This is a genomic window from Vibrio sp. NFR (genome assembly GCF_027587095.1).
Taxonomy (GTDB): Bacteria; Pseudomonadota; Gammaproteobacteria; order Enterobacterales; family Vibrionaceae; genus Vibrio; species Vibrio harveyi.
The window spans coordinates 554,458-581,067 of sequence record NZ_JAPPTN010000001.1; the positions used below are offsets into that span (position 1 = coordinate 554,458).

A 26,610-nucleotide genomic window follows, 5' to 3' on the forward strand; every position below is an offset into this window, starting at 1 on the left:
GTTGTCTTGGTTTGTATACTTTGTTGTCGATTCTTGATTTAGACCCACTAGACCTTTAAATCGCCGCCGCGTCTACAAACCAAGTCATTCTCGCTGAACCTAGCATCTCGAGGTTACTTGGGTATAACTCATTTGTTATAGCAATGGGTTAAATAGATAGAAAACACGTTCCAAGAAACGAGAGAAGATACTGCGCTTCTCCCATTCTTCTTTATCAACAGTGTGTGATTGTTGGATGTAGGTGTCCTGTAGCCACGACATTTGCTTGGTGAACTCTTCGTCATCTACTGCCAGAGTCACTTCAAAGTTGAGCCACAAGCTGCGCATATCCATGTTTACCGTGCCGACCAGACAGAATTGATCATCAATCACCACCGATTTAGTGTGCAATAAACCGCCATAGAATTCGTAGATTTTCACACCAGCAGCCATCAACTCACTGTAGAAAGCTCGCGATGCCCATTGCACCATCATGGAATCGTTTTTGTGCGGGATGATCAGCTCAACATCGATGCCACGTTGTGCGGTCATTTTTAATGTTTCGAGTAAATCAGAGCTTGGTACGAAGTAAGGCGTGGTGATCCTCACCGAGCGATTCGCTTGGTTGATCGCCAAAGTCAGTACTTGGTAAATCAAGTACTCCGGCATCCCCGGACCAGATGGAACCACCTGAATTGGATGTTGAAACTCATCGCTGTTGTCAATGCGGCACTCTGGGTGTTTAGGTAACTGACGTTCACCTGTTTCTACTTCCCAATCCCAGCAGTGAATGGCACTTAGCACGTTGACCGTAGGACCGGTAATTCGCACCATGATGTCAATCCACTGACCAACACCACTGCTTTGTTTAAAGAAAGCAGGGTCGACCAAGTTCATTGAGCCTGTATAAGCAATTTCGTCATCAATCACGATGATCTTACGATGCTGACGCAAGTCCAAACGGCGCAGGAAGATACGCCACATTTTAACTTCCAATGCTTGTACTACATCGATGCCCGCATCCTTCATCATCTTATACCAATGACTGCGGAAGAAACGCGGACTACCAGCAGAGTCAAGAAGCAGTTTTACGTCTACGCCACGTTTTGCCGCTTGAATCAGTGCAGAAGCGACTGAATCGGCTAAGCCTCCTGGGTGCCAAATGTAGAACACCATTCGAATGCTGTGTTGTGCGTTTTCGATATCTTCAATGATGGAATGAAGGATTTCATCCGGTGATTGCTGAAGTGAAAGTGTGTTACCACTTAATGCAGGAAGACCCAAACGGTTGTTACATAGCTCGTCAATGCGATAGATATGACGCCCCATTGCTTCTGGAACATGTGCGTTACAATCATTTAACTGAGTGAACCATTGTTGGAACGGTGTGAACATCACTTTAGCCCGTTCTGCACGTTTTCGACCAAGGTTAAGCTCACCAAATAAGAAATAACAGGCAACACCAAGCACTGGCAGGATGTAGATGATCATCAGCCATGCAAGAGAGACGCTAACAGCGCGACGTTTTAATACGACACGAATAGTAACACCAGCCACTAGGAACCAATAAAGCCCAATGCTAGCTAGGGTGAGAAAGTGATAGAACTTGTCCATATACGCCAAAAGTAATAAGCCCAACATGGATATTAAGCGGAAATGACGTAACGGGAAACTATTTTCATACCAACACGGTTAGGTGATTTTATGTTGTGAAATAGATTTTATAACGGGGTAATGTGTTACTAAGGTGTGAAAAGTTGGATGAAACTTTAACTTTTGCGCAAAAAAGCAGCATTTAGCGTGAACAATGATACATTTGCGCGATAAATGTGCTATTCGGGGTTCCAATTTTAAAGTTAAACTGCTTTACTTGCCATACATAGAGCGTCACACAAACATCTTATAAAGTGTACATTAATATTTACACGAACATATTCTAGACGCCTATCTCTATGCAAACACAACAAAACATTTTGGAGAAAAAGCGTGGCTACAAATACAGCAGCACCACGTGATACGTGGGGGTCTAAACTAGGCTTCGTAATGGCAGCAGCGGGTTCCGCTGTCGGTTTAGGCAATATATGGAAATTCCCTTACACAGCTGGTGAGAGCGGCGGCGGTGCGTTCGTTGCAATTTACCTTTTGTTTGTTATTTTTATCGGCTTTAGCGTCATGCTTACTGAGTTCGCTATTGGTCGTAAGACAGGTCTTTCAGCAGTAGGTGCTTTCAAATCGACTGATCGTCGTTGGACATTTACGGGTGTTATCGGCGTACTGAGTGGTCTATTGATCATGGGATTCTACCCTGTAGTAGGTGGCTGGGCGTTAGCGTACATCTTTAAAGTAGGCGGTGGTCTACTAAGTGCTCCTGAAGCAATTGGTGACAGCTTCGGCGGCTTCATTTCTGATCCAGTTCAACCGCTAATGTGGATGGGTGTTTACCTGTTCCTAAACATCGTTATCGTAATGAAAGGTATTTCTGGCGGTATCGAGAAAGCGGGTAAAATCCTAATGCCTCTTCTATTCCTTATCCTGATCGTTGTATCAGTGAAAGGTCTGATGCTACCGGGCGCAATGGCAGGTCTTGAGTTCCTGTTCATGCCAGACTTCTCAAAAGTAGACAGCAATGTCGTTCTAGCGGCGCTAGGTCAGGCATTCTTCTCTCTAAGTCTAGGTATGGGTTGTATGATGACATACGGTTCTTACCTGAAGAAGAAAGAGAACCTAGTTCAAACAACTGGTATGGTTACGGCAATGGACACAGGTGTTGCAATCCTAGCGGGTGTAGCTATGTTCCCTGCAATGTTCGCATTTGGTATGGAGCCAGCAGCAGGTCCAGGTCTAGTCTTCGTAGTTGTACCTCAACTGTTTGCTGAAATGGGCGGCGTAATTGGTCTTCTATTTGCTCTGATGTTCTTCATTGGCCTTACTGTTGCGGCACTGACGTCTTCTGTATCTCTACTTGAGGTAGTAGTTTCTTACCTAATCGATGAGAAAGGTCTGAAGCGTTCAACAGCAGTACTGTCTGCGAGTGTCGTAATGGCAACACTATGTGTGTTCGCGTCACTGTCACTTGGTGGTGTTGGTCCAACCCTATTCGGTACGGGCGCATTTGATATCTTCGACCTACTAACAGATAAGATCTTCCTAGCGGTCGGCGGTATGTTGGTATGTATCTTTGCAGGCTGGCGTCTAAACCGTGCTGACCTTGAAAAAGAGATCACTAACGATGGTAAAGTTTCTTTCCCTCTATTTGGTCTATGGTACAACCTAGTTAAATACGTAATCCCAGTCGCTATCGCAATCGTAGCTTTCATGGGCATCAAGTCTGGTTTCGACAGCGGTAAAGGCGAAATCATGCTACTTGGTATTGGTATCATTGCCCTCGCAGGTATCTTTTCTAAGAAGCTATAAGCGAGAAGTATTCAGCTAAATTCAAAAACTAATAAACGGGAGTCTTCACAGGCTCCCGTTTTTTATATTCATTATTTATAGGATTGAGTGAATTCATATTAATAATGGGTATTAATTGTGAGACGACTCGCAAAGAGAGCTAGATCACAAAAATAAGTGTTAAAGTTGCAGTTGAACGTTCCGATAAGCCTTACAAAGCATGTGTAAATATGTGGATGAACTAAGTTAGAAAATAGAAGACAAGGGTAAGGTAGGTTATTAGTGACAATGTCTGTTCGTAAAAAACTGTACGCGAGTTTTGGTGCAATCTTAGCAATTATGCTGGTGATGATTGGAATTATCACATTAGAAGTATTGAACTCGCACGAAGTGGCTGACGAGGTAAGAACGGACGATGTTCCTGAAACTGTTCAGTACTTAATTTTGATCGATGAAGCAGGTGATGTTTATCGTGATGCATTAGGTAGCATCGTAGGTGTATCGGGTGCTCAGGCGGAGTACCAAGTAAATAAACAAGAATTTGCAGCAGCGATTGCTGAAGTCAAACTTTTGGAAACGGTTGGTGGCGAAGATTACCGTAATGTTGAAAAAGTTAAACGTTACATGAGTAATTTCACTCGTGACTTTGAGTCGCAAATTTTGACTAATCTTGGTCTAGAAAACGTTGAAGAGAACGTGGCGCGCCTTCGCTCTCTTTATGACGCTAACCTAGCGCCGATTGAATCTATCCTTGATGCGGCATCAACGGATGGTCGCCAAAGTACCAGTGAAGCGCTACTGGACCTTTCGGATTCGTTTAATAGCATTGAACTGACGATTTATGTGCTTGGTTCGATTGCGCTGATTGCAACAGCCGTTATTGCGTACTTGTTGTCCAACTCAATTACTCACCGTTTGAGTAAGCTCGATGAGTTAGCGCAACGTGTCGCGGAAGGCGATTTAACGGTAGAACCGATTGAAGATAAATCGGGTGACGAGTTGGCTAACCTAGCGACTTCTCTAAATAAGATGCAAGCATCATTGACTAGCCTTATTGGTTCGATTTCGCTCGTATCGGAAGAGGTGAAATCGGTTACCGGCGAGCTGTCAGTTGTGAGCCAAGATATTGTGTCGGGTGCAAGTAGCCAATCTGATAAAGCAAACTTGATTGCGACTGCGGCAGAAGAGTTGAGCTTGACCATTTCTCAAGTTGCAGAGCAAGGTGCTGCGACGTTTGAAGAAGCACGCAAGTCGGAATCAACCGCTGAACAAGGTCGCACCGTGATTGTTGAGATGGTGGAGAGCATTCAACAGGTATCACAGCAAATGTCGGATATGTCGGTGCAGATGAACAGCCTAGGTTCTCATGGCGAGAAAATCGGCGCGGTTATCAAAGTGATTGAAGACATTGCCGAGCAGACGAACCTGTTGGCATTGAACGCGGCAATCGAAGCGGCACGTGCAGGTGAGTTTGGTCGTGGCTTTGCTGTGGTTGCCGATGAAGTACGCGCTCTGGCTGAACGCACAACGAAGGCAACACAAGAGGTCGGTGAGATCATCCAAGCGATTCAAGTCGGCACTCAAGAGGCAGTGACTTACACGGAAGATGGCTGTCGTTTGGTTGAAATTGGTGTGAGTCAAAGCTCGGGTGCAGTGAACTCACTGGAAGAAATCGTTTCTGGTGCGGCTCATGTTCAAAGCATGGTTAACTCAATCGCGACAGCAGCGGAAGAGCAAACCGCAGTGACGAAAGAAATTGCGGCTGACATTACATCGATCAGCGACATCTCAAACCGTTCATTACAATTAGCGAATGACAGCTCGCAAAGCGTAGAAGGTCTGAACCGTAAAGTTCAAGAATTGGAAGCGCTGGTGGGTAAGTTTAAGCTCGCCTAATTGCTTAGAATCGGTATACTTCTGGCTCCAAACGTGGAGCCAGTTTTTTATGTTCGACATTCTACACACCCATCCAGATTTTCTGATCATCAATAAACATCCCAACGTCTCAGTACATAAGGACGATGGTGAAACTATGTTGCTGCAAGAAGTAGCGAAACAAAGTGGTGATGAGCAGTTGTATCTTATTCACCGCCTCGACAAAATGACGTCTGGAATTTTGCTTTTGGGTCGCAACGCAAAAGCAGCAAGCGCGTTGTCGCAAGCATTTGCAGATCGTGAAGTCGAGAAGTTCTATCTTGCGATTGGTTCGAAAAAGCCTAAGAAGAAGCAAGGGCTGGTAGTGGGGGACATGGAACGCTCTCGTCGTTCTTCATGGAAACTGGTCAACAGCAAAACGAATCCAGCGATTACCCAATTCTTTTCTCTCGCTGCAGAGCCGGGAGAGCGCCTGTTTTTATGCAAGCCGCATACTGGCAAAACACACCAAATTCGTGTGGCATTAAAATCCGTTGGTTCGGGTATTGTTGGTGATCCTATTTATAATGCAGGTAATGACGCTGACCGTGGTTACTTGCATGCATTTTCATTGTGTTTCCCGTATCAAGATGAAACACACTGCTTTGTTTGCGATCCACGCGAGCATAAAGCGCTTGGCAGTAAATGGCACAATGAAATTGTATCCCAAGGTATCGACACTTGGCTTTCTCCGTGGGAACTGAACTGGCCTACGATCAAATAACCATTACAAAGAAAACGAATAAGAGAATTCGATGCAAGCATCACAACTTCCGCTGTTTTTCCAGCATCTAGAAGCGGAGCTAACACAAGCTCCCAATGAAATCCGCCGACTGTTTCACGGTCGCGGTCGCCGCTTCGAAGGTTTAGAGCAAATCACATGTGATTGGTTACAAGGTCAGTTGATCATTAACCTATTTAAAGAAGTCGATGAGACGTTTGTTTCTGAATTAAAAGCTGGTTTAAATACGCTTTCTGAATCTGCGCTGTGGGCAGAGAAACAGGGTCGCACTATCGTGATTCAACACCGTTATGCTGACGGCGCACCTTCAGAAATTCTGTTGGGTGAGCTAGATGCTCGACCTGTGGTTGAAGAAAGTGGCTTGAAGTACCAGCTAGATATCGGTCGTAACCAGAACTTCGGTTTGTTCCTTGATATGCGCTACGGTCGTGATTGGGTTCGTGAAAATGCCAAGTACAAAAATGTACTTAACCTGTTCGCTTATACTTGCGGCTTTTCTGTGGCGGCTATTGCTGGTGGTGCCGATAAAGTCGTAAACGTGGATATGGCAAAAGCGTCGCTTTCGAAAGGTCGTGAGAACCATAAACTGAATGGTCATAACATCAACCAAGTGAGCTTTATGGGGCACGACATCTTTAAGTCGTGGGGGAAGATCAAGAAGTCAGGTCAGTACGATATGATCATCATTGATCCACCATCATTCCAAAAAGGCAGCTTCGCGTTAACGAAAGACTACAAAAAGATTCTACGCCGTTTGCCAGATTTGCTAGCAGAAGGTGGACAAGTTCTCGCATGTGTAAACTCGCCATCGGTGACCAGCGATTTCTTGATTGAAAGCATGAAGGAAGAAGCGCCTGAGCTGACATTCCGAGAGCGTTTGGACAATCCACCAGAGTTTATGGATGTAGATAGCGAAGCTGCACTGAAGGTTCTGCTGTTTAGCTGAGTTTAAAGCGAGGTTCCCAGCTCAGTCGTTTTTCCTTATAGAGAATCTCTATCAAATGCTTCGCGTCTTGGTAGAATTACAGTCTGCGATAAACAAAAAGCGCCGAGCACGGCGCTTTTTTAATGTTTGTATCAACCGCTTTAACCAATCTGAACTTCGAGGTCGGATTCAATCGTCGAAGAACAGGCGAGTACATAGCCTTGTTCAATTTCTTCCGGTGTTAATGTTTCAAGGCTGGTTGAAGAAACACTGCCTTTGCGAACCTTACACTTACAAGAGCCACAAATGCCACTTCGACAAGCGACGATCAACGGTAACCCTGCGCCTTCCAACACATCAGCAAGGACTTGACCTTTTTGTGCATCAATCGTTTGAGCAAAGTCGGGGACTGACACACTTGCCGTTTCATCTGACACTTCAGCTTCTTCACTTGCTGCTGGTGTAAAGCTTTCTTGGAAGAAGTTAGCCATATCAAAGCCAAGCTCGGTCAAATAACCTTGAACATCGAGCATGAACTGGTTTGGACCACATAGATAAACCGTGCGCTGATTAAAATCTGGGACCAACTCCTGAAGCCATTCCTTACTGAGTCGACCTTCAGGGTACTGGGTCTCACCGCGATTTTTTAGTAACAGCTTCAAGTTAAAATCTGGGTAAACTGAGTGGTAAGTCTCTAGCAAATCAAAGTAAATCGTTTCTGGTTGAGAGCGAGCGATATGCAGAAATTCGATATCCACTTCTTGATCATTGCTCAGCCATTGTTTTGTCATCGCGAATACGGGAGTGATGCCGCATCCAGCACTGATCAGCAGGGCTTTCTTTTTACCATCTAGCGTGATTGGTGGATGGTCAACACAGTTGAAATCACCCGTTGGTGGAAGAGCTTGAACTGTATCTCCAATCAACAGTTTATCTATGATGTAGTTTGATACCTTCCCGCCGTCGACGCGTTTAATGGTCAGTTGTAAGCAATCATCGCCGGAAAGGGAACTGAGTGAATAGGCTCGGAATTCCATCTTGCCATCGATTTCAATGCCAAGATTTATGAACTGACCCGCTTTAAATTCAAACAAAAGCGATTCAGATAAGTCTGCCAGCTTGAGGCTCACTGCATCGGCAGTCTCGTGATATTTATCTACACAGCGTAAGGTGACAGGTTGACTGCCTTGCCATTCAAAAAACATAACAATCTCTTTGGTTGTCGAGTACTCAATAGATAAAAGCGCCCCCAATTAAGGAGGCGCGTGATAAGCAAGGTGATTACGCTGCTAGGATAGTTTTAAGGTCATCTTGAACATTACCAATGCTGCGCATATCGAACTTCTCTTGGATAATTGCAATCAGGTTTGGCGTCAAGAATGCAGGCGCTGTTGGACCTGTGTAGATGCCTTTTACGCCCAGTGCGAATAGCGTAAGTAGGATCACAATCGCTTTTTGCTCGAACCAAGAAAGAACAAGCGTAAGAGGAAGCTCGTTGATGTCGCAGTCGAATTCTTTCGCAAGGGCTAATGCCAGCTGAATTGCTGAGTATGCATCGTTACATTGACCCACATCCAATAGGCGAGGGATGCCATTAATATCGCCAAATGTATTCTTGTTAAAGCGGTATTTACCACAAGCCAGCGTTAGGATTAGCGTATCTTCTGGTGCTTCTGCAGTGAAGTCTGTGTAGTAGCTACGTTCTGCTTTGTCGCCATCACAACCACCTACTAGGAAGAAGTGTTTGATGTTGCCTTGTTTCACTTGGTCGATAACCGCAGGAGCCGCGTTCATCAGTGCGTTACGTCCAAAACCAACCGTGATGTTGTGCTCGATTTCATCGTGTTGGAAGCCTTCTTGTGCCAATGCACACTCGACTACTTGGCTAAAATCATCACCTTCTAGGTGAGCGACACCTGGCCAACCGACAATGCTACGAGTGAATAGACGGTCTGCGTACTGACCCACGTTCGGGTTCAATAGGCAGTTTGAGGTCATCACAATCGCGCCAGGGAAGTTGGCGAATTCTTTCTGTTGGTTCTGCCACGCGCTGCCGTAGTTACCTACTAGATGAGGGTATTTCTTCAGCTCTGGGTAGCCGTGTGCAGGCAGCATCTCACCGTTAGTGTATACGTTAATGCCTTTGCCTTCGGTCTGTTGCAAGATTTTTTCTAGGTCGTGAAGGTCATGACCAGAAACGAGAATACATTTGCCTTTGACTGGCTTAACGTTAACGGTTGTTGGCTCTGGGTGACCGAACGTTGCTGTTTCACCGTGATCCAGCATTTCCATCACTTTGTAGTTCATAAGACCAATACGCATTGAGCAATCTAGCAGTTCGCCTAGATCTTCAGGGTCAGTACCCAACCAAGCCATGATTTCGTGGTATTCGGCGAAGATGTCATTGTTGGTTTGCTCAAGTACGCGTGCGTGTTCCATGTACGCAGCAGCGCCTTTTAGACCGTATAAGCAAAGCAGACGTAGACCGATAACGTCTTCGTGTACTTGGTCTTTACCGCGGTTTACCGCAACTTGAGGAGCAAACGCCAAAATTTCCTCTGCGCTGTTTGGCAACTCGAAGTTCGCTACATCAGGAATGTTCACTAGCACTTCATCTGTAAGAGCTGCTGCTGTCATCGCTTGGTCTTTTAGCAGCGCTTTGTAAGTGGCTGCTTGAGAAGTCAGTTCAAGGATACGTTCTGGGTCAAAGTTTACGTTGGTCAACGTAGAGAAGAATGCTCTTGGAGCCCACTGGTTGATTTCATCATTGATGATATTGAATTCAAGCGCGCGTGCTGCCCAAAAAGAAACCCCTTGCAAAGTGTAAACCAACACGTCTTGTAGATCGGATACCTCTGAAGTTTTGCCACACATACCTTGTGCGAAAGAACAGCCTTTTACAGCCGGGGTTTGGATTGTCTGTTCACATTGAATACAGAACATATTGGGTTCTCCAGTGATTGTAGTAATAGTCGTTTTGTTTTCTCCAATAGAGCAGAATGCGTGCCAATAATTATCTCTTTGATTTTTAATGGCTTTATGTGTTTTTGAGTATGTCGCTGATGTGATTTTTACAACGTAACTGATGTGTAAATAACAACGGTGTATTTGAATTGGTGATAAAAGCGACGCGCGAGAAACGTTTTAACGGGCGATAGTAGAAGTGCTTGTTAAACAGGAGATAAGTTATTGCGGTTTTGTGAAGGCAAGAGATTCCCGATTGCGCTCCTTCGTCGCTGTCGGGAATGACGCAATAAGGCAACTGAAAACTTGATGAGTTTAAAGAGTTATAAGAAAGCTGAGACTTGAGCGGTTTAATTATTACGAATGAGGAAGAGTAAGTGAAATACGAGAAACCAGATGGGACAGTTAGCCCATGTACATTGGTGTTGGGTGTCATTCCGGACGAGCCAGAGTGAGTCATCCGGAATCTCTTTGTTTGCTATCGATATGTTTGCTATCGATAAAAGTAAATCGTTGTTTCATAAGGGCGAAGCTGGAGCCTCTATTTATTTATGCCGAGCTTTTTACCCATGCGATATAAGTTGCCTCGATCCATTTGTAAAAACTCCGCTGCTTTTGCCCAAACACCGCCAGATTGGCTCAATGCGTGCTCAATCAAGTCATGTTGATAACGCTCCACCAACTCGCGCATCGGCTGGCTCTCTCTAGGCAAGTAATGTGATGTGCTTTTTACATCATCTAACGCGAGTGAAGTGTCAAAGTGATTGAGCATGATGGTGCTATCGCCTTGCTGAATGGCATGTAATGCCGCTCGCGTTAAGGTATGTTCAAGCTCTCGAACATTACCGTACCAAGGCAGAGACTCTAATTGAGTCAGTACCTTAGGGTGAACATGAAGGTTTGGTGCGTTAAATTGCTGGCGCACTTTTTCCAGTAAGTATCCCGCAAGAACTGGAATGTCGCCGTCACGCGCGCGCAGTGGTGGCACTTTGATGGGAAACACGTTCAATCGATGGAACAAATCAGCGCGGAATGTGCCAGTTTCCACTTCTTTTTCTAACTGTCGGTTAGTGGCTGCGATGATGCGTACGTTCACCATCAAATGCTGATCGCTGCCCACACGTTGCAGCTCGCCTTGCTGAATAACGCGCAGTAGTTTTGCTTGTAAAACCAAAGGCAATTCACCCACTTCATCTAGGAAGATTGTGCCGCCATCAGCTAGCTCGAACTTACCTGCACGGTGACTATTGGCTCCGGTGAAAGCTCCCTTCACATGGCCAAATAGTTCGCTCTCCGCCAGCCCCTCGGGTAGAGCGGCACAGTTCACGTAGATCATCGGCTTATCGTTGCGATGAGATTGAGCGTGAACTGAATGAGCGACAAGTTCTTTACCTGTACCGGTTTCTCCAGATACCAATACCGCGTAATCCGATTGTGCAACAGTTGCTATATTATTTCGTAACTGATTGATCTGTGGACTTAAGCCAACCATGTCACCATGTTGTGATCGCGCTTGTTGAATCAGGGTTTGTGTAACGTTTTTTTGCTTTTGGTTTTGTGCTTTGAGGGCTTTTAATTGTGCAATGTTGCGCAGTGTTGCCGCCGTTAGTGCCGCGAAGGTTTCGATAGCTACTGGGTCGATATGATCAAACGCGCCAACCGCAAGTGCATCCATGGTTAATGCCCCGACAAGTTGCCCTTCAACATATAAGCTAAAACCCATGCAGTCATGGACATCAATGCATTGGTCTTCGGTCAATAATGTCCCGTCAAATGGGTCGGGCAGGGCACAGTCGGCATCGAAGCGAACAGGCTCACGGCTGTGGATAATAGCGTCTAAGCGCGGATGGGCTTTAGGAAAATAACGGCGACCGAGTACTGAGTTTGACAAGCCTTTTACTGCAACCGGCGTTAGAAAGCCATCCTCATCGAATATGAACAAGCAACTCGCATCACAAGGGAATACTTGTGCGACCCCATCAATCAGGTTTTGGTATTGCTGCTCATGAGAGCGATTTGAGCTCAAATTGAGTGCGATATTGAGGAGTACATGGTCAACAGTAGGAGTCATAACAAGCCCAGAGTTATCTTGAATGGGCTCATGCTAGCAACTTGATGTCATTTGAACATCGAAAGGTGAAATAGATTGATGTTCCATTGACGACGATCAAGTGACACGCCAGAACTGTGATACAAATAAATGCAACTGGTTGAGTTTAATGAATTGAAAGCAATGATCGCTCCACTTCTAAGGAACATATCCTAAATTGGAACTTCAGCATTGACCTCAAGTTAACTTGAGCTTCTATCCTCGATTTGAAAAACGTCAGGAGGGTAGGTTATGCAAAACGATTACATTAAAGAACTAGCGGTGAAGAGCTATCAAGAAGAGCGACAAAAAGAGTATTTTCGAGCTAAGCAGCAGAAGTGGCATGTGCCGAGTTTTGTCTCTGGGATTGTGGTGACGCTGGTGGTGAGTGGGATGCTTTATTGAGGGAAGATTGAAAAGAGATTCCCGGTTGCATTCCTTCGTAGCAATCAGGAATCTCCCTTTAAGTTTTGTTTACGGTTTCAGCGTATGAAACCCAGAGTAAATACGCGTAAACGTGGTAAACCAACACGCCGCACCAAAGATATACGCAATCACGGCAAAATGTTGTGGGAACAAACAGAACAACACGAAACAACCAATGGTCTCGGTGCCTTCTGTTAGACCGCTCATGTAGTACAGAGATTTGTGTTTGTAGACAGGGTTATCGATACCGCGTTTACCTGCCATGATCGCGAAAGCTAAGAAGCTGCTCCCCGTGCCAATAAACGAGAAGATCAAGAATGCGCCCGCGACGGCGTTTTGTTCTGGATTTGCCAACACAAAACCAAATGGAATCAAAGAATAGAACAAGAAGTCCAAGCTAATATCGAGAAAGCCTCCGGCATCGGTAATGCCTTGGATTCTTGCCAACGCACCATCTAATCCATCACAAATTCGGTTCAGCAGGATAAACGCTAATGCGAGTGTGTATTGCTCTGCCATCAATGCTGGTAGGGCAAAGCAACCAAGGGCAAAACCGAACAGTGTGGTTTGGTTAGCCGTCACGCCACATTTGTCGATCAGCTTTGCGCTTTGTGCCAGTGGCCACTTAATGATTTTGATGCTTAGGCTATCAAGCATGACTTGTCTCCCACGGCCAGTTTAGGCAACGACTGCCTGCAGGGATATCGTCTTCATCGTGAGTCACCATCAACGCGGGAATATTAGCGAGTTGAAGCTGTTCCACGACCCAGTTACGAAACTGCACGCGCAAATCTTTATCGAGTTTGCTGTATGGTTCGTCGAGTAGGGCAACTTTTGGTTTCGCCAACAACATACGAGTCAGAGCGATACGGGCGCGCTGACCACCTGATATTTGATCTGGGAAAGATTCCGCGAGCTTGGTTAACGAGATGTGTTTCAATGCTTGCATCGCACGTTCTTTACGCTCAGCCCCTTTGATTGAATCAGGCAGAGCGAAGGCAAGGTTTTCCCATACGGTGAGGTGCGGAAAGAGCAAATCGTCTTGGAACAAAATACCTACCTGACGCTTATGCGCAGGCAAAGCATCCAACTTTTCATTATCGAGAGTGATTGAGCCTGAATAGTCGAACTCGGAAGATAGGTGACCAGCAATGGCATCCAATAAAGTGGATTTGCCACAGCCGCTAGGACCCATCAGGGTAACAATTTCACCTTTCTCTACCGTCATATTGAAGGCAGAGAAAAGCGTGTCGCCATTGGTTTTATGGATGGCGAGGTTTTCGAGACAGAGACTCATTCGGTAGTAAACCTTTAATAGACAACCGGCGATACTTAACGTGTAAGCGGCTAAGTAAAATCGCAAAAGAGAAGAACATTAACGGCAAGAGAGCTTGCCAAATTGCGTAAATCGCAGTGACACGACGGTCAAAGCCACTTGATAGGGCGACCGCTTCTGTTGTTATTGTGCTGATGCGACCAGCTCCCAGCACGAGTGTTGGTAGGTACTGCGCTAAGCTGACACTAATGCCAACTGCCCAAGCAAAAGCAATCGCAGGCAAAAGAATGGGCAGTTTGACTTTTAACCAAGCCTGCATCGGTGATTTACCAAGGCTTAAGGCGACACGAGTCAGACCATTGTCGAAGCTGCGCCATGGACCGTCGAGTGATAGGTAAACAAACGGGAAAGCAAAGAAGACGTGTGCCCAACATACCCAGAACAAGTACGCGCTGCTGTCGAGGTACAGCGTGACGACTTGCATTCCAAACAAAACGGAAAGCTGCGGAATCAACATTGGCACGGCAATGATGTACCCTGGGACTTGCCAGCGGTAACGCAGTCGGTATTCGTGAGCAATCAGAGCAAGTACCAGAGCAATTGATGCGCTGATCACCGCAATCAACATGCTTTGCTCTAGCGTGCCAAGAATGCTTTGCCACTCGTATTCCCAAAAACGTAAGCTGTAACGGCTTGGCAATAAGTCAGGGAAACGCCAACGCTGTGCAAAGCTCCACACCACCATCAAAGGCACCATTAACAGTGCGAGTAGAGCAATCATAGAGAACAAGGTCTTTCCTGGTAAGCGGAAACCACTACGACCGGAGTATTGCCAGCGTTTAAAGCCTTTAGTAACGCTCCACTCTACGAGTCGAGCAAAGCCAATCAATAGGCTCGCAATCGCAAACAACACAACTGCACCCGCCGCCGCTCTTGGTAGGAGGGATAAATCAGGATCGTTAAACCACTGCCATACCAATACTGCAAAGGTAGGAGGGTTGGTTGGACCGATAATTAGCGCGACATCGACAACGGATAAGCTGTAAGCCAGCACGGCTAGCATTGGGAAGCGCAGTTTTGCTAACCATTGTGGGAAAACGCATTTCCACCAAGCTTGAGCCGAGCTATACCCCATCGAATGACTGACTTTTTCTATCTTCTCGACCTTCAATTGTTGAAGAATCGGAATACTCATCAACAAAAGGAACGGGACTTCTTTGACGGCAAGCATGATGATCAAACCCAGTGCGTGTGGGTCTTTGATCAGCAACGCTAAGTCATTCACCGTTTGCGCATTTGGATCGTAGCCAAACATTTGGTTGAGTACGCGAACGCCCATACCTGTTGGTGCAAATAGGAAAGCAAAACCAATGGCGAATGCCACGTGTGGCATGGCAAGAAGCGGAGAAAGACTGACTTCGATTTTACGCCAGAATTTACTTCCCCAAGAAGCTTGCAGAATCGCAAACGTCATCAAACAAGCAAGGTAGCTACTGAAAATGGCAGAGTAGAACGTTAGACCAATAGATGTCCACACGCCTTCCCAGTCAAACACAGCATCAAAGCCATCAAGTGAAAAATGATGTAAGCCGATAGGGGGAACATAGCCGAGCGCAGAGACCACCACCCCGAGTAGACCCGGGATGGTCGGTAATATACAAACTGCGATAATAACTAGATACAGCGCTCTTAACATGGGTGATTATTAATTCCCGTAGCGTTTCAACCATTCTTTTTCTAGTGCGGCTTGCCAGCTTGGATGTGGCTCTGCAATAGACTTGAATTGTTGAGTATTTTTAGCCGTACCAGTCAGGTATTGGCTGCTTAGCACTGAAGGATCACCCCAGATGTTGATATCACCTTTACGAGATTGCGCTTCAGGACTTAATAAAAAGTTTATAGCAACTTGAGCCCCTGCACTGGCGTTTGCGTTCCAAGGGATAGCTAAGAAGTGAATGTTAGAAAGTGCACCCGCATCCATCGCATACGCTTTGGTGCTATCTGCAAGGTTGCCGCTAGATTGTGCTGAATAAACCGCATTTGGGTTAAAAGTGACGGCTAAGTCAATCTGACCATCATCTAGTAGTTGTACCGTTTCCGCTGTGCCACCCGGAAACTGCTTACCGCCACGCCATGCGACTTTGTGAAATTCATCTAGGTAAGCCCATAGAGGTTGCGTGATAGTTTTGAATGATTCGTCTGTCACTGGCTTTTGCAGTGCAGGATCGTTATTGCTCAGTTCGATCAGTAGAGATTTGATGAAACTGGTGCCATGAAACTCCGGTGGGCGAGGGTATGTCAGACGATTTGGAAACGCTTTTGCGTAGCTCAGCATTTCAGCATATGAGCTTGGCGGGTTGTGCAGGGTTTCTTCATCGTAGATAAACACCAATTGACCTACGCCCCAAGGCGCTTCTAGACCATCTGTTGGTTCAGAGAAATCGACATCAACAGGCAGGGTTTTATCGACATACTGCCAGCTTGGTAAACCTTCAACGAAAGGACCAAACAATAGTTGGTTGTCTTTCATCGATTTAAAGTTTTCGCCATTTATCCAAACCATATCAACACTGCCACCGCTGTTTTTCCCTGCGGCTTTTTCAGCAATAAGACGAGTGGTGGTTTCAGAAATATCGGTGACCTTGACGTGGTTAAGTGTCACGTTGTAGCGAGATTTAAGCTCTTTGCCTGCCCATTGGATGTAGCGGTTAATTTCTTGGCTACCACCCCAAGCATGAAAATAAACGGTCTGACCGTCGGCTTGCTGTTCTATTTTTTGCCATTCTTCAGCGGTCGAAGATGCAAAAGAGGAGGTCGCGAATGTGGTGGCTAAAATGCCAATGGTGCTAAGTAGCTTTTTCATAAGTAATCCGTGTTTCTTTATCTTTGTTTTCATTTTGGAGCTTTATATTCCCATGAGGTACAAACGGCTGTTTTGGTACTCTGAATAGGGGATAAACCACGCTGGAAGCTCCGTTCCCTCTAGATGGATAGTAATCTATCTTGCTCTATTATCAACGCGAATTTGATAATAGATTCAGAGAATTACTCGCCTTGTGAGGTGATACCAATCCACGTCAGTTTTTGGTCTTAAAAGTCACCAATTTAAGGACAAAGTGTGAGCAAATCAGTAGCAATGAAAATAGTGCGACTCTCGATAAGTCGCACTATTTTGGCTTCAATAATGGATAGACCGGATTACTTCGCTAATTCTTCCATGTTGATGCCTTTTTTCTTTGCGATGTATTTTGGAATCAAAGACATGCCAAACAGCACAAGACCCGCAACCGCAAATTTTACCAACAACATTGCAGACACACCGTTTGTTGCGATGTCACCAGCCATGTAAGCAAAAATGAAAGCACCTGGCGCCATGGTCAACAGAGAAACCAGAGCGTAAGTGCCAAGGTTTAGGCTGGTTAGACCGTAAGCGTAGTTTTGTAGGCTGAATGGGAATACAGGCACAAGACGAGTCAGAATCAAGAAGCTGGTGCCGTTTGCTGCTACACCGTCATCGATTTTCTTGAATATTGGGTTGTCGCCAAACTTCTTCATGATGGTGTTACGCAGTAGGAAGCGCGCCACGATAAAGGCTGCTACTGCACCAAGCGTTGCAGAAAAGAGCGCCAATACGCCACCTTTGATAGGACCAAATACGATACCTGCCACAATGGTAAATGCGCTGCCCGGTAGTAGGAAAACACACGCAAATACGAATGCTGCTACGAATACGGCGTAACCCCACACACCAAAGCTTGCGATCCAATCTTGTAGGCTCTTGATGTCAGTGATGATTTCAAGAATGCCAGTTTGTTTTGCCGCGAACAGAGCGAGAGCTACAACAGCGACGATAAGAGCGATTTTTACGAGTTTCATAAGTTCAACTTCACTTAAACCTAATAATTAAAAAGAGATAGCGACACAGAGACAGTTACACTGACATACACTTGATCAGGCCCGCTTTTGACTTGTAGCGGTTGAACCAAGCTTTTACAGGGCTCGCAAGTACGTTTACTGGCGGCTCATCACCTTGCATGATCACAGGACCGAACATCAGATCCAGAATGTGCCAAGACTTTGTACCAACACCCATCATGGATGCACGACATGCCGAGCAATAAACCACTACGTAGTCGGTTTCAAACTCTTCAACACGGCGCTTAATTACGCGCGTTGCCACATCTGGGTTTGCAGGTACAACCATGCCGCCGAAGCCACAGCAGCGGGTGTTTTCTCGTGTGTGTTCTGGCTCAGAGGTTTTGTAACCAAGTTCGTTTAGTATCCAACGGATACCGTCTTGCAGCTCTTTCTCGTAGCGAGTTGAACAAGAGTCGTGAATGGTAAACACCACGTCGCTGTTTTTGGCTTTGCCGCGCAGTTCTTCCGGTAAACCAATTTCAGGAAGTAGCTTCCACAAAGACACTGGTTTTTGTGTGCCACCAGATTTTTTGATCATGCCGTAGCAGCTTTGACACGCCACAATCACTTCTTGTGCGTCTAGCTTGTCAAAATCAGCCTGTAGCTGACCGTAACGCTCTTTAAACTTCTCCGTTTGACCGATAGCTGCAGTCGGTTTGCCACAGCATTTTTGGACTGCGCCCATGTCTGGAAATACTTGCTTTAGGTAGCTAGCAATGGCAGCTACACCTTCAGGTGAATAGGATGGCAAGCTGCATCCTGGCATAAATACTTTATTACTCATTTTGTCGATACCGCTCGTTTTGCCATAGTGAAGATTTTTGAGAAGCCAAGCTTCTGGTGCATGTTGATCGCTTTATGACCCGGCATTGGAGATTCACCGTTGTTTGCCTTAACAAAGTCAGCACGTGCCCCTAGGAACATCTCTTTCATTGGGAAGTCTTTCGGACACACGATGGTGCATTGGTCACACGCGTTGCATGAGTAAGCCATCAGTGGATCCATCGACTTGTTGTTCACAAAGTCGGAGAAAATGGTTTTCGGACAGTCGCTGAAGTCATTCATCATGATGCACTCGGTCATACATAGCTTGCAGCTGCATTGCAGGCAGCGAGAAGCTTCTAGTTTGATTTGCGCTTCAGTAAAGCCTAAATCCACTTGTGCAAAATCCTGCTTACGCTCTTCAGCGTCACGCAATTCACCGTGTAGGCGAGGGGTATCTACCGTACCTTTTGGTAGTGGTACGTCTAGACGAGATGAGTAACTGTATTCTTGCTCGAAGTCGCGGTCTTCAGTTAGTGGACGAGTCGTTAGGAAGCGTTCAACGCTCATTGCTGCTTTACGACCTAATGCCATCGCTTCAATTACGATGTTCCCGCCACACGCATCACCAGCTACGAATACGTCTTCTAGACTAGATGCTAGTGTTTGTTTATCGACAACGTAACGGCCACCGCGAGTTTGCTCTAGTGCACCGTCAGTAATATCTGCCACGATTTGACCCGTAGCGAAAACAACGGTATCCACAGAGATAGTTTTGCTTTCTTCGCTGTACTGAGGTGCAAAGTTGCCTTGCTCATCAAAGATCGACAGCACTTTCTTGATAGTAATGCCTGTTACTTTGCCGCTCTCGTGCTCGATAGCGACAGGTCCCCAACCCGCATGGAATTCAACGCCTTCTTCTAGTGACTCATCGATTTCGATTTGGCTTGCAGGCAGGTTCTCAAGGCTCTCAAGTGAACATTGGTAAACTTCACTTGCGCCGATACGCCATGAAGAGCGTGCGCAGTCCATCGCTACGTCACCACCGCCGATAACCATTACTCGCTTACCTGCTCGTGGGAATTGGCGAGTTTCAGAAATCTCTTTTAGGTATTCAACCGCAGAGAACACGCCATCGTTGTCATGACCCGGCAGAGGGATGATCGAACCTACGTGCGCACCATGTGCAAGTACCACCGCATCATGCTCGTTGCGTAGTGTTTCGAAACTGATGTCTTTGCCGATCTCAACGCCAAACTGAGTTTTGATTCCCAGCATCGCTAAGTAGCGGTATTCGAAATCGATAACATCGCGTGGCAGGCGGTATTCAGGGATACCAACACGCATCATACCGCCGTAAACGTCCAGCTTTTCATAGATGGTGACTTCATGACCCTGACGACGTAGTTCGATTGCCGCTTGAGCGCCAGCAGGACCTGCACCTACGATCGCGATGTGCTTGTTAGTTAGGGGTGCAATGTTTAGATCCCAGTGATCTTGGTTATCCATTTTCTCTGCGACGAAACGTTTAATCCCAGCTACGCTGATTGGCTGACCAAACTCAGAATTACGGCGACAAGACGCTTCACACGGATGTGCGCAGATGCGACCTAGTGTTTGAGGAAGGAATAGTTTGCTACGGATCAGATCCAGAGCACCTTGAAAATCACCTTCACCCGCCATGCGAACGTATTGCTTTACGTCTGTGTGCATTGGGCACGCGGTTTGACATGCCGGATCGGCATCACCCATACAGCCATCGACAATCATTTGAGCGGTGTCGAATAGCTTTTGACTAAAAATTACATTGTTCATTAACTGCTATTTCCGTGTTGATTAGCTCTTGCCGTTGATAACGTTCACTTCAGGGTTTTTCTGCTCATAGTGAGCATGGCTGTACTCGATCCATGAACCGTCATAGTTGTAGACGCCTTCTGCGCCAAGTACTTCAGTAAGAATCATGGTGGTGTGGGCAGAACGAACACCGGATTGGCAATAAGCGATCACTTTTTTACCTTTGATGATGTCGCCATAAAGAGCTTGCAGTTCTTGTGCAGATTTCAGCGTTGTGTCTGCGTTTAACGCTTTGGTCCAGTTAATGTGAACACTACTTGGGATAGTACCCGGACCGTACGCACCAGAAACTGCAACGTCGCCGTTGAACTCGTCGTTGCCGCGAGTATCTAGGATCACCCAATCAGGGTTGTTTTGCGCTGCGATAACCATATCCAGTGTCGCTAGCGTGTTGTTGTCTTGTTTTGTGTTCGGTGCTTTGTATTCAACTGCGGCAACGCTTGGGTTTGCAGAGCCAGTTGGGTAACCAGCGCCCATCCAAGCGTTCAAGCCACCGTCTAGGTAACGAACGTCTTGATGACCAAGGTTATGGATTTGCCAGTAAAGGCGAGCGGCATCGTGGTGAGAGCCTGCTGCGTAAACCACGATTGTGCTGTCAGCTGTTGCGCCGAAGCTGCCCAGAATGGTCTCCATTTCTTCGGTGTTATTGCTCATACCACCGAAGTCGTATTGACCATCAGCCGCCGAGTAATCGTTACGCCACATAGTGTAAGAGCCAGAAATAGGACTATCTGGTTTGATAGGGTTTAGCGCACCGATCACAACCACATCTTTGTCGCCGTCCATCAGCGACTTAAGTTGTTGTGCCGAAATGAAGTGCTCAGGATGAGCATATTCAGCGAATTTCTGCTCTTGAGCAGCGGCATCCACAATCACAGCCTCAGCTGAGAACATCGTATTGTAAGCTGAGTAGCCAACCGCTGTGACAGCTGCTAACACACCCAACGCAATCGTCGATTTTTTCATGAGTTGCTTCCATATTTTAATTTAAAGTTTTGCTGCCGAATCCTTGATGTTTCGACAGATAGAATGCTTTTGATGGGGCAGTGCTGACATGAACGTTTCTTAATCATTTTTGGTGTTCATGGCTTAAAAAAAGCGGAAATGCGCTCTACCCCTTTATGGGTAAGGCATTCTGAGGAAATCGTTTAAATGACGATATTGTGGTTTCCCACAATAATGATGTGGGATTGATCTAAAGCAACAAAGTAGAAGGGGGAAGTGGTGCTAAAATGTGCCACAACCGAGTTTTGGTAGTATTTCATAAGTGATTGATAATTATTCTCAAAAGTTAATTCTTTTCATTTTTGCTCTCTCCTTTTTCTTTACCTCTTTTGCCTCTGCTAATGATCAAAAAGTACCGAGAAAAGACTACGATGTTGGCGTTTTAGCGCTGCGTGGACACGCACATGCTCGTGAAGCGTGGCAACCAACTTTGGATTGGTTGGAGACTCAGAATCCTGGCTATCAATTCAACCTACATACTTACGATTTCGACCAACTTGAAGATGCATTTTTGCACGGTTGGCTTGACTTCATTCTGACTAGTCCAGGGCAGGCGACTAAGTTGGCACGTGAATACCCAATCAACTGGTTAGCAACGCAAAAAACTGCCTATAGCAACCTACCAAATAAGTCGATTGCTTCGGTGGTAGTGGTGCGTGAAGAGTCGCCTTATAAAACGCTGCGTGACATTAATAAAGCTAATGTCGCGGCGGTATCGGAAAAAGCCTTTGGTGGCTTTCTCGCGCTGCGTTATGAGCTCGATAAGCTCGGCTATTTCAATTCCTCTTTCTTCGAAAAAATTCATTTTACTGGTCCACCAACTGACCAGTTGATATTGGACGTGATCAAGAACGATCTCGATGTCGCGATCGTCCCTGCATGTACTCTAGAGAACATGGCGAAGGAGGGGCGTATTCAACTGCACAGCTTACGTGTATTGAATGAGAAGCGTCCTGCTGATTCTGTTTGTGCGGTGAGCACGCCACTGTATCCAAACTGGACCATGGCTATGACAGAGCGAGCGCCGACGGATGTGGGGCAAATGGTGGCGCAAACCCTTTTCGCAATGCCAGAAGATCATCCAGCAGCCGTTGCGGCGAACAACGTTGGCTGGATGTTGCCTGCGCCGAGCATCAACGTTGATAAAGTCTACAAGCACTTAGACATGCATCCGTTGCAAAAATCTTGGGGACAAAAAGCACAAGAATGGCTGCATAAGAACCAAGCGATCGCAATGGCGTCGTTACTGACTTTGCTGCTATTGACGGGATATCACTTCTGGTTGGAATGGAAGTTTCAACGTAGTCGTGAAACGTTAAAAACCACCATGAACGACTTACGCCGTAAGAGCTCAATGTTGGAGCATGCCCAACGTATCACCATTGTCGGTGAACTTGGTAGCAGTATTGCGCATGAAATTAATCAACCATTGGCAGCAATCAAAAACTACAGTCAAGGGGCGAAAATGCGCATGGAACATGGCGCGACTGCCGAAGAAATGGCGCCAATCCTCGATAAAATCCAGCAACAGGTGACTTCTGCAAGCGACATCATTCAGCGCCTTCGTAGCTTGATAAACAAAACACCGATTGAAAAAAACTGGGTGGATCTACCTTGTTTGATTGAAGAAGCGATGAAGCTGGTGGATTACGAATTCCAACGTCATCGAATCCAACTTGGCGTGCTTTACTCTGGTGAGCCGCAAAAAGTCTTTGCAGATGTGACAGGTTTGCAGCAGGTCATTCTCAATGTTTTAAATAACGCCAAAGATGCGTGTTTGAGCCATTCGCCGAAACGTAGATATTTGTACGTGGATCTGCACGTGAGCTTCTGTGATGAGATGGTCATCATTGACGTGACGGACAACGGCATTGGAATTGAAGAAGAAAGTACGCCATTGGACCAAGCTTTCTACACCACGAAGGAAAATGGATTAGGGCTAGGTCTGGCAATATGTCGTGATGTACTCGATGCGCACCAAGGCAGCATGCAATTTAGGTCCATAGAGCCCACTGGGTGTCAGGTGACCATTGTTTTACCGTATCAGGAGGCTTGTTATGAGTCGTAACCTTTGTCCACTCTACATCGTTGATGATGAAGAGCCAGTATTAGAATCCATGGCGTTTATGTTGGAAAGTTATGGTTACGAGGTTGAAGCTTTTTCTAGTGGGATAGATTTTCTCAACAACGCTGAATTGTCGGCTCCGGGTTGTGTTTTGCTTGATAGCCGTATGCCCGAGATGCGGGGACAAGATGTCCATCATGTAATGAATGAGAAATTCAGCCCGATCAGCGTGATTTACCTAACTGGTCATGGCGACATACCTATGGCTGTCGATGCACTAAAAGATGGCGCATTAGATTTCTTTCAAAAGCCTGTTGATGGAAACGCGCTTGTGGTTGCAGTGGATAATGCTATGGCGCAGTCATTAAAAAACGGTGAAAAGTTGAGTGCGAAACAGGTATTACAGAATCTCACCAAGCGCGAGAAAGAAGTACTTGGATTGGTAGTCAAGGGGATGAAAAACCAAGAGATGGCCGATTTGTTGTGTGTTTCTCTAAGAACAATTGAGGTACATCGCTCTAATGTGATGAAAAAACTTGAAGCAGAAAGCCTTGCAGTATTGATTCGCAAAGTCGGGCATTTGATCTAATTGATTTATGTTCTTGGGGCAACGAACTGAGCTATTTAGGTCGAATTAATCACTGTAACCTAATGATATTTTGGGAAAGGTTTGCTCAACCGGTATCAGGAAGATAACATCAGTACCCAAAATGAAATGAATCTTAATCTTGGCTAGAACCTAACTATGTTTGTCGATACCGTTAAAAGTGCCTTTGCTTCACTAAACACGCATAAACAAGCGATTGCGAAAGCGACCGCTTTACCGATTCTCTTTTCTGTTATTCTTGATCTCCTTTTAGGTGCAAGTGAAGGCGATGGTGCTGCTATCTTCGTACAAATCTTGATGGCGCTATTGTCTGCGATCGTCGCGATTAATGTGCACAGTATTATCCTTAAAGGTCCTCAATCTGTCCCTCAGTGGGGGCGTTTCACCCTTGGTAAGATCGAAATGTGGTTCATCGGTCATTACTTGGTGATGACAGTTGCAGTAGTCGCCGTTGCCGCCATCTTTGCGATGATTAACGTTGCGCTTGCCGCAATTGTACTGTTCGCACTTGGTGTGATCTGTTGCCGATTGGTGTTGGTGTTTCCCGCCATTGCTATTGGTAAAGGTGTGTCATTCCCTTATGCATGGAACTTAACCAAAGGGTACACATGGTACATGATGGGGGTGGTGATCTTGGTACCGCTTCTGTGTGGTATCGCAATATCACCTCTGGCGTATTTACAACTGCCAATCCTAATGAGTTTATTAAGCTTCCTAGTGACCATCATCGGTATTGCTATTTTGTCTAAAGCGTACGAGCAATTAAGTGGTTTTGATGGACAATCTTATTCTCAGCAGTCATTTTGAAGTCACTTAAGTAGATGTTATGAATGAAGAAGCGCCTCCTTTTAGAGGCGCTTTTTTATGGTTACTTGTAGGCAAATTTACTTGGTTTTGTAAGAATTTATTACAAATTACATTTTTAAAGTGATATAAAGCACACCTTCGATGAGGCTGGTTTTGTTTTTGACTGGCTCTTATCGAGAAAAACCGTGACGTTTCAATTGACGAATAAGGAAGGTGCTTTTTGCTCATTAGTCCGCCCTAGAACGATCTCTCAGATGCGTTTGCATCACTCCCTTCACCGTGCGCAATGCACCAACTAAGGCAATACGTTTATGAGAGATTTATGTTTAAATTTACAAAAGATACTTGGTTTAACAACGTTAAAGGAGATTGTTTATCAGGAGTTGTTGTAGCACTGGCACTTATTCCAGAAGCTATTGCATTCTCTATCATCGCAGGACTCGACCCCAAAGTGGGTTTGTATGCCTCGTTTTCCATCTGTGTCGTGATTGCGTTTACTGGCTCAAGGTCCGGAATGATTTCCGCGGCAACCGGAGCGATGGCGCTATTGATGACCACCTTAGTTAAAGATTATGGTCTGCAATATTTGCTCGCTGCGTCGTTTTTCGCTGGTGTACTGCAGTTATTGATTGGCTACTTAAGGCTAGGGGATTTAATGCGTTTTGTGTCTAAGTCCATTATGACTGGATTTGTAAATGCGTTGGCAATTTTAATCTTTTTGGCGCAACTGCCTGAACTGACGAACGTTTCTTGGTCCGTTTATGCATTGACCGTTTTAGGACTAGCCATCATCTATTTGTTTCCATATGTGCCGAAAATCGGAAAAATGCTACCGTCCCCTTTGGTATGCATTATCACGGTGACAGTGATTGCGTTGATGTTTGATATCGATATTCGTACTGTTGGCGATATGGGGCAGTTACCCGATTCGCTTCCCGTATTCATGATTCCCGATATTCCCTTCAACATTGAAACACTCCAAATCATTTTCCCTTATTCATTAGCTCTCGCCATTGTCGGTGTCCTTGAATCACTGATGACCGCATCTATCGTCGATGAGTTGACGGATACAGAGAGTGAGAAAAACGACGAGTGCAAAGGACAGGGGATTGCGAATATGGTCGCATCGCTGTTTGGCGGTATGGCAGGATGCGCAATGATTGGTCAGTCGATGATCAATATCCAGTCTGGCGGTCGAACACGTTTATCGACGCTTTGCTCCGGTGTGTTTTTGCTGATCATGGTGGTGTTCTTGGGGGATTACCTCAAGCAAATCCCAATGGCGGCGCTCGTTGCTGTGATGATCATGGTTGCGATAAGTACTTTCTCGTGGCACTCCATTGCAGAAATGCGTAAACACAGTTTATCGACAAACCTTATCATGCTATCGACGGTGATTTCGGTTGTTGCCACCCACAATCTTGCTATTGGTGTGCTGGTGGGCGTTTTATTAGCGTGTGTCTTTTATGTGAATCAGAGCCGGACTTTAATGAAGGTTTCGGATGAAGTCATTGTTGATAACGACCATACGATTCACAAAGTTCATGGGCAAATCTTTTTCGCTTCCGCCTATAGTTTCACTGATATGTTTGATTTCGATAATGCGACGCGATACATCACAATTGATTTATCCGATGCGCATTTTTGGGATATCACAGCAATATCAGCTTTGGATAAAGCCATCATTAAGTTTCGTAAAGGCGGCTCTATTGTTGCTGTAACCGGAATGAATGAAGCAACCTTGGATATGATAGATCGCCACGCGGTTTATGATGATCCTGAAAAGCTGGCTAAGCAAGGTATGGGGCATTAGAAACAAAAAAGCAGCCAAAGGGCTGCTTTTTTAGAGATTCTTTCAGAGACTTATTGTCTCAGAAACAAATG

General features: G+C 45.7%; 21 protein-coding genes. 9 read left to right on the top strand and 12 right to left on the bottom strand.

The genetic code is table 11. From position 1 onward, the window contains the following. Positions 1 to 135: 135 nt before the first annotated feature. Positions 136 to 1,593, bottom strand: coding sequence for a cardiolipin synthase (cls, locus tag OH463_RS02500; RefSeq protein WP_005450675.1), 1,458 nt, complete (start codon positions 1,591 to 1,593; stop codon positions 136 to 138). 372 nt (positions 1,594 to 1,965) lie between these two features. Here cls and OH463_RS02505 point away from each other — a divergent pair, with 372 nt between their 5' ends. The 4 genes from OH463_RS02505 to OH463_RS02520 all read left to right on the top strand — a co-directional run bounded on the left by OH463_RS02505 (position 1,966) and on the right by OH463_RS02520 (position 6,974). Next, positions 1,966 to 3,393, top strand: a complete 1,428-nt coding sequence (locus OH463_RS02505) for a sodium-dependent transporter (RefSeq protein WP_005450673.1) — start codon at positions 1,966 to 1,968, stop codon at positions 3,391 to 3,393. A 261-nt stretch (positions 3,394 to 3,654) separates the two neighbouring features. Further along, positions 3,655 to 5,268 carry a methyl-accepting chemotaxis protein gene (locus OH463_RS02510; RefSeq protein ID WP_269990423.1) on the top strand — a complete coding sequence of 538 codons (1,614 nt, stop codon included), beginning with the start codon at positions 3,655 to 3,657 and terminating at the stop codon, positions 5,266 to 5,268. Between the two features lie 49 nt (positions 5,269 to 5,317). Further along, complete coding sequence (locus OH463_RS02515; protein ID WP_047513565.1) at positions 5,318 to 6,010, top strand: TIGR01621 family pseudouridine synthase; 693 nt, start codon at positions 5,318 to 5,320, stop codon at positions 6,008 to 6,010. Between the two features lie 31 nt (positions 6,011 to 6,041). After that, on the top strand, positions 6,042 to 6,974 hold the full coding sequence (locus OH463_RS02520; RefSeq protein ID WP_005450667.1) for a class I SAM-dependent methyltransferase: 933 nt from the start codon (positions 6,042 to 6,044) through the stop codon (positions 6,972 to 6,974). Between the two features lie 140 nt (positions 6,975 to 7,114). Here the strand turns inward: OH463_RS02520 and OH463_RS02525 are convergent, their stop codons facing one another. From OH463_RS02525 to norR, 3 genes are all read right to left on the bottom strand, one after another. Continuing rightward, complete coding sequence (locus OH463_RS02525; RefSeq protein WP_029789457.1) at positions 7,115 to 8,158, bottom strand: hybrid-cluster NAD(P)-dependent oxidoreductase; 1,044 nt, start codon at positions 8,156 to 8,158, stop codon at positions 7,115 to 7,117. Between the two features lie 76 nt (positions 8,159 to 8,234). Continuing rightward, positions 8,235 to 9,896, bottom strand: coding sequence for a hydroxylamine reductase (gene hcp, locus OH463_RS02530; RefSeq protein ID WP_005450663.1), 1,662 nt, complete (start codon positions 9,894 to 9,896; stop codon positions 8,235 to 8,237). A gap of 562 nt (positions 9,897 to 10,458) precedes the next feature. Continuing rightward, the gene (gene norR / locus OH463_RS02535; RefSeq protein ID WP_239923810.1) at positions 10,459 to 11,988 is read right to left on the bottom strand and encodes a nitric oxide reductase transcriptional regulator NorR; all 1,530 of its coding nucleotides are present in this window, start codon (positions 11,986 to 11,988) and stop codon (positions 10,459 to 10,461) included. Positions 11,989 to 12,258: 270 nt separating this feature from the next. Between norR and OH463_RS02540 the strand changes: the two genes are divergently transcribed. Further along, a complete protein-coding gene (locus OH463_RS02540) occupies positions 12,259 to 12,411 on the top strand; it encodes a hypothetical protein (protein ID WP_017188183.1) in 153 nt (50 codons plus the stop codon). A 69-nt stretch (positions 12,412 to 12,480) separates the two neighbouring features. On the opposite strand, the gene OH463_RS02545 is transcribed toward OH463_RS02540, so the two are convergent. The 8 genes from OH463_RS02545 to OH463_RS02580 all read right to left on the bottom strand — a co-directional run bounded on the left by OH463_RS02545 (position 12,481) and on the right by OH463_RS02580 (position 21,208). After that, positions 12,481 to 13,089, bottom strand: coding sequence for a CDP-alcohol phosphatidyltransferase family protein (locus OH463_RS02545; RefSeq protein WP_005450653.1), 609 nt, complete (start codon positions 13,087 to 13,089; stop codon positions 12,481 to 12,483). Then, positions 13,082 to 13,729 (bottom strand): ATP-binding cassette domain-containing protein, encoded by a 648-nt coding sequence (locus tag OH463_RS02550; protein ID WP_005450651.1) that lies wholly within the window; start codon positions 13,727 to 13,729, stop codon positions 13,082 to 13,084. The genes OH463_RS02545 and OH463_RS02550 overlap by 8 nt, the downstream gene beginning before the upstream one ends. Beyond that, the gene (locus OH463_RS02555) at positions 13,695 to 15,404 is read right to left on the bottom strand and encodes an ABC transporter permease (protein WP_269990425.1); all 1,710 of its coding nucleotides are present in this window, start codon (positions 15,402 to 15,404) and stop codon (positions 13,695 to 13,697) included. The genes OH463_RS02550 and OH463_RS02555 overlap by 35 nt, the downstream gene beginning before the upstream one ends. A 9-nt stretch (positions 15,405 to 15,413) precedes the next feature. Further along, entirely contained in the window at positions 15,414 to 16,571 is a 1,158-nt protein-coding gene (locus OH463_RS02560) for an ABC transporter substrate-binding protein (RefSeq protein ID WP_005450647.1), read from the bottom strand. Between the two features lie 335 nt (positions 16,572 to 16,906). Beyond that, positions 16,907 to 17,584, bottom strand: coding sequence for a TVP38/TMEM64 family protein (locus tag OH463_RS02565; RefSeq protein ID WP_005450645.1), 678 nt, complete (start codon positions 17,582 to 17,584; stop codon positions 16,907 to 16,909). A gap of 55 nt (positions 17,585 to 17,639) precedes the next feature. Further along, a complete protein-coding gene (locus OH463_RS02570) occupies positions 17,640 to 18,410 on the bottom strand; it encodes a (Fe-S)-binding protein (protein WP_009698151.1) in 771 nt (256 codons plus the stop codon). After that, the gene (locus OH463_RS02575; protein ID WP_269990426.1) at positions 18,407 to 20,203 is read right to left on the bottom strand and encodes an FAD-dependent oxidoreductase; all 1,797 of its coding nucleotides are present in this window, start codon (positions 20,201 to 20,203) and stop codon (positions 18,407 to 18,409) included. Before OH463_RS02575 ends, OH463_RS02570 begins: the two co-directional genes overlap by 4 nt. A gap of 21 nt (positions 20,204 to 20,224) precedes the next feature. Continuing rightward, positions 20,225 to 21,208, bottom strand: coding sequence for a sulfurtransferase (locus tag OH463_RS02580; RefSeq protein ID WP_050938054.1), 984 nt, complete (start codon positions 21,206 to 21,208; stop codon positions 20,225 to 20,227). Between the two features lie 301 nt (positions 21,209 to 21,509). Here OH463_RS02580 and OH463_RS02585 point away from each other — a divergent pair, with 301 nt between their 5' ends. The 4 genes from OH463_RS02585 (at position 21,510) to OH463_RS02600 (ending at position 26,539) form a co-directional block, all read left to right on the top strand. Next, on the top strand, positions 21,510 to 23,315 hold the full coding sequence (locus OH463_RS02585; protein WP_269990428.1) for a sensor histidine kinase: 1,806 nt from the start codon (positions 21,510 to 21,512) through the stop codon (positions 23,313 to 23,315). Further along, positions 23,305 to 23,901 carry a response regulator transcription factor gene (locus OH463_RS02590; protein ID WP_050902894.1) on the top strand — a complete coding sequence of 199 codons (597 nt, stop codon included), beginning with the start codon at positions 23,305 to 23,307 and terminating at the stop codon, positions 23,899 to 23,901. Before OH463_RS02585 ends, OH463_RS02590 begins: the two co-directional genes overlap by 11 nt. Positions 23,902 to 24,057: 156 nt before the next feature. After that, positions 24,058 to 24,726, top strand: a complete 669-nt coding sequence (locus OH463_RS02595; RefSeq protein ID WP_005450635.1) for a hypothetical protein — start codon at positions 24,058 to 24,060, stop codon at positions 24,724 to 24,726. Positions 24,727 to 25,048: 322 nt separating this feature from the next. Beyond that, positions 25,049 to 26,539 (top strand): SulP family inorganic anion transporter, encoded by a 1,491-nt coding sequence (locus OH463_RS02600; protein WP_269990429.1) that lies wholly within the window; start codon positions 25,049 to 25,051, stop codon positions 26,537 to 26,539. The last annotated feature ends 71 nt before the right edge of the window (positions 26,540 to 26,610 follow it).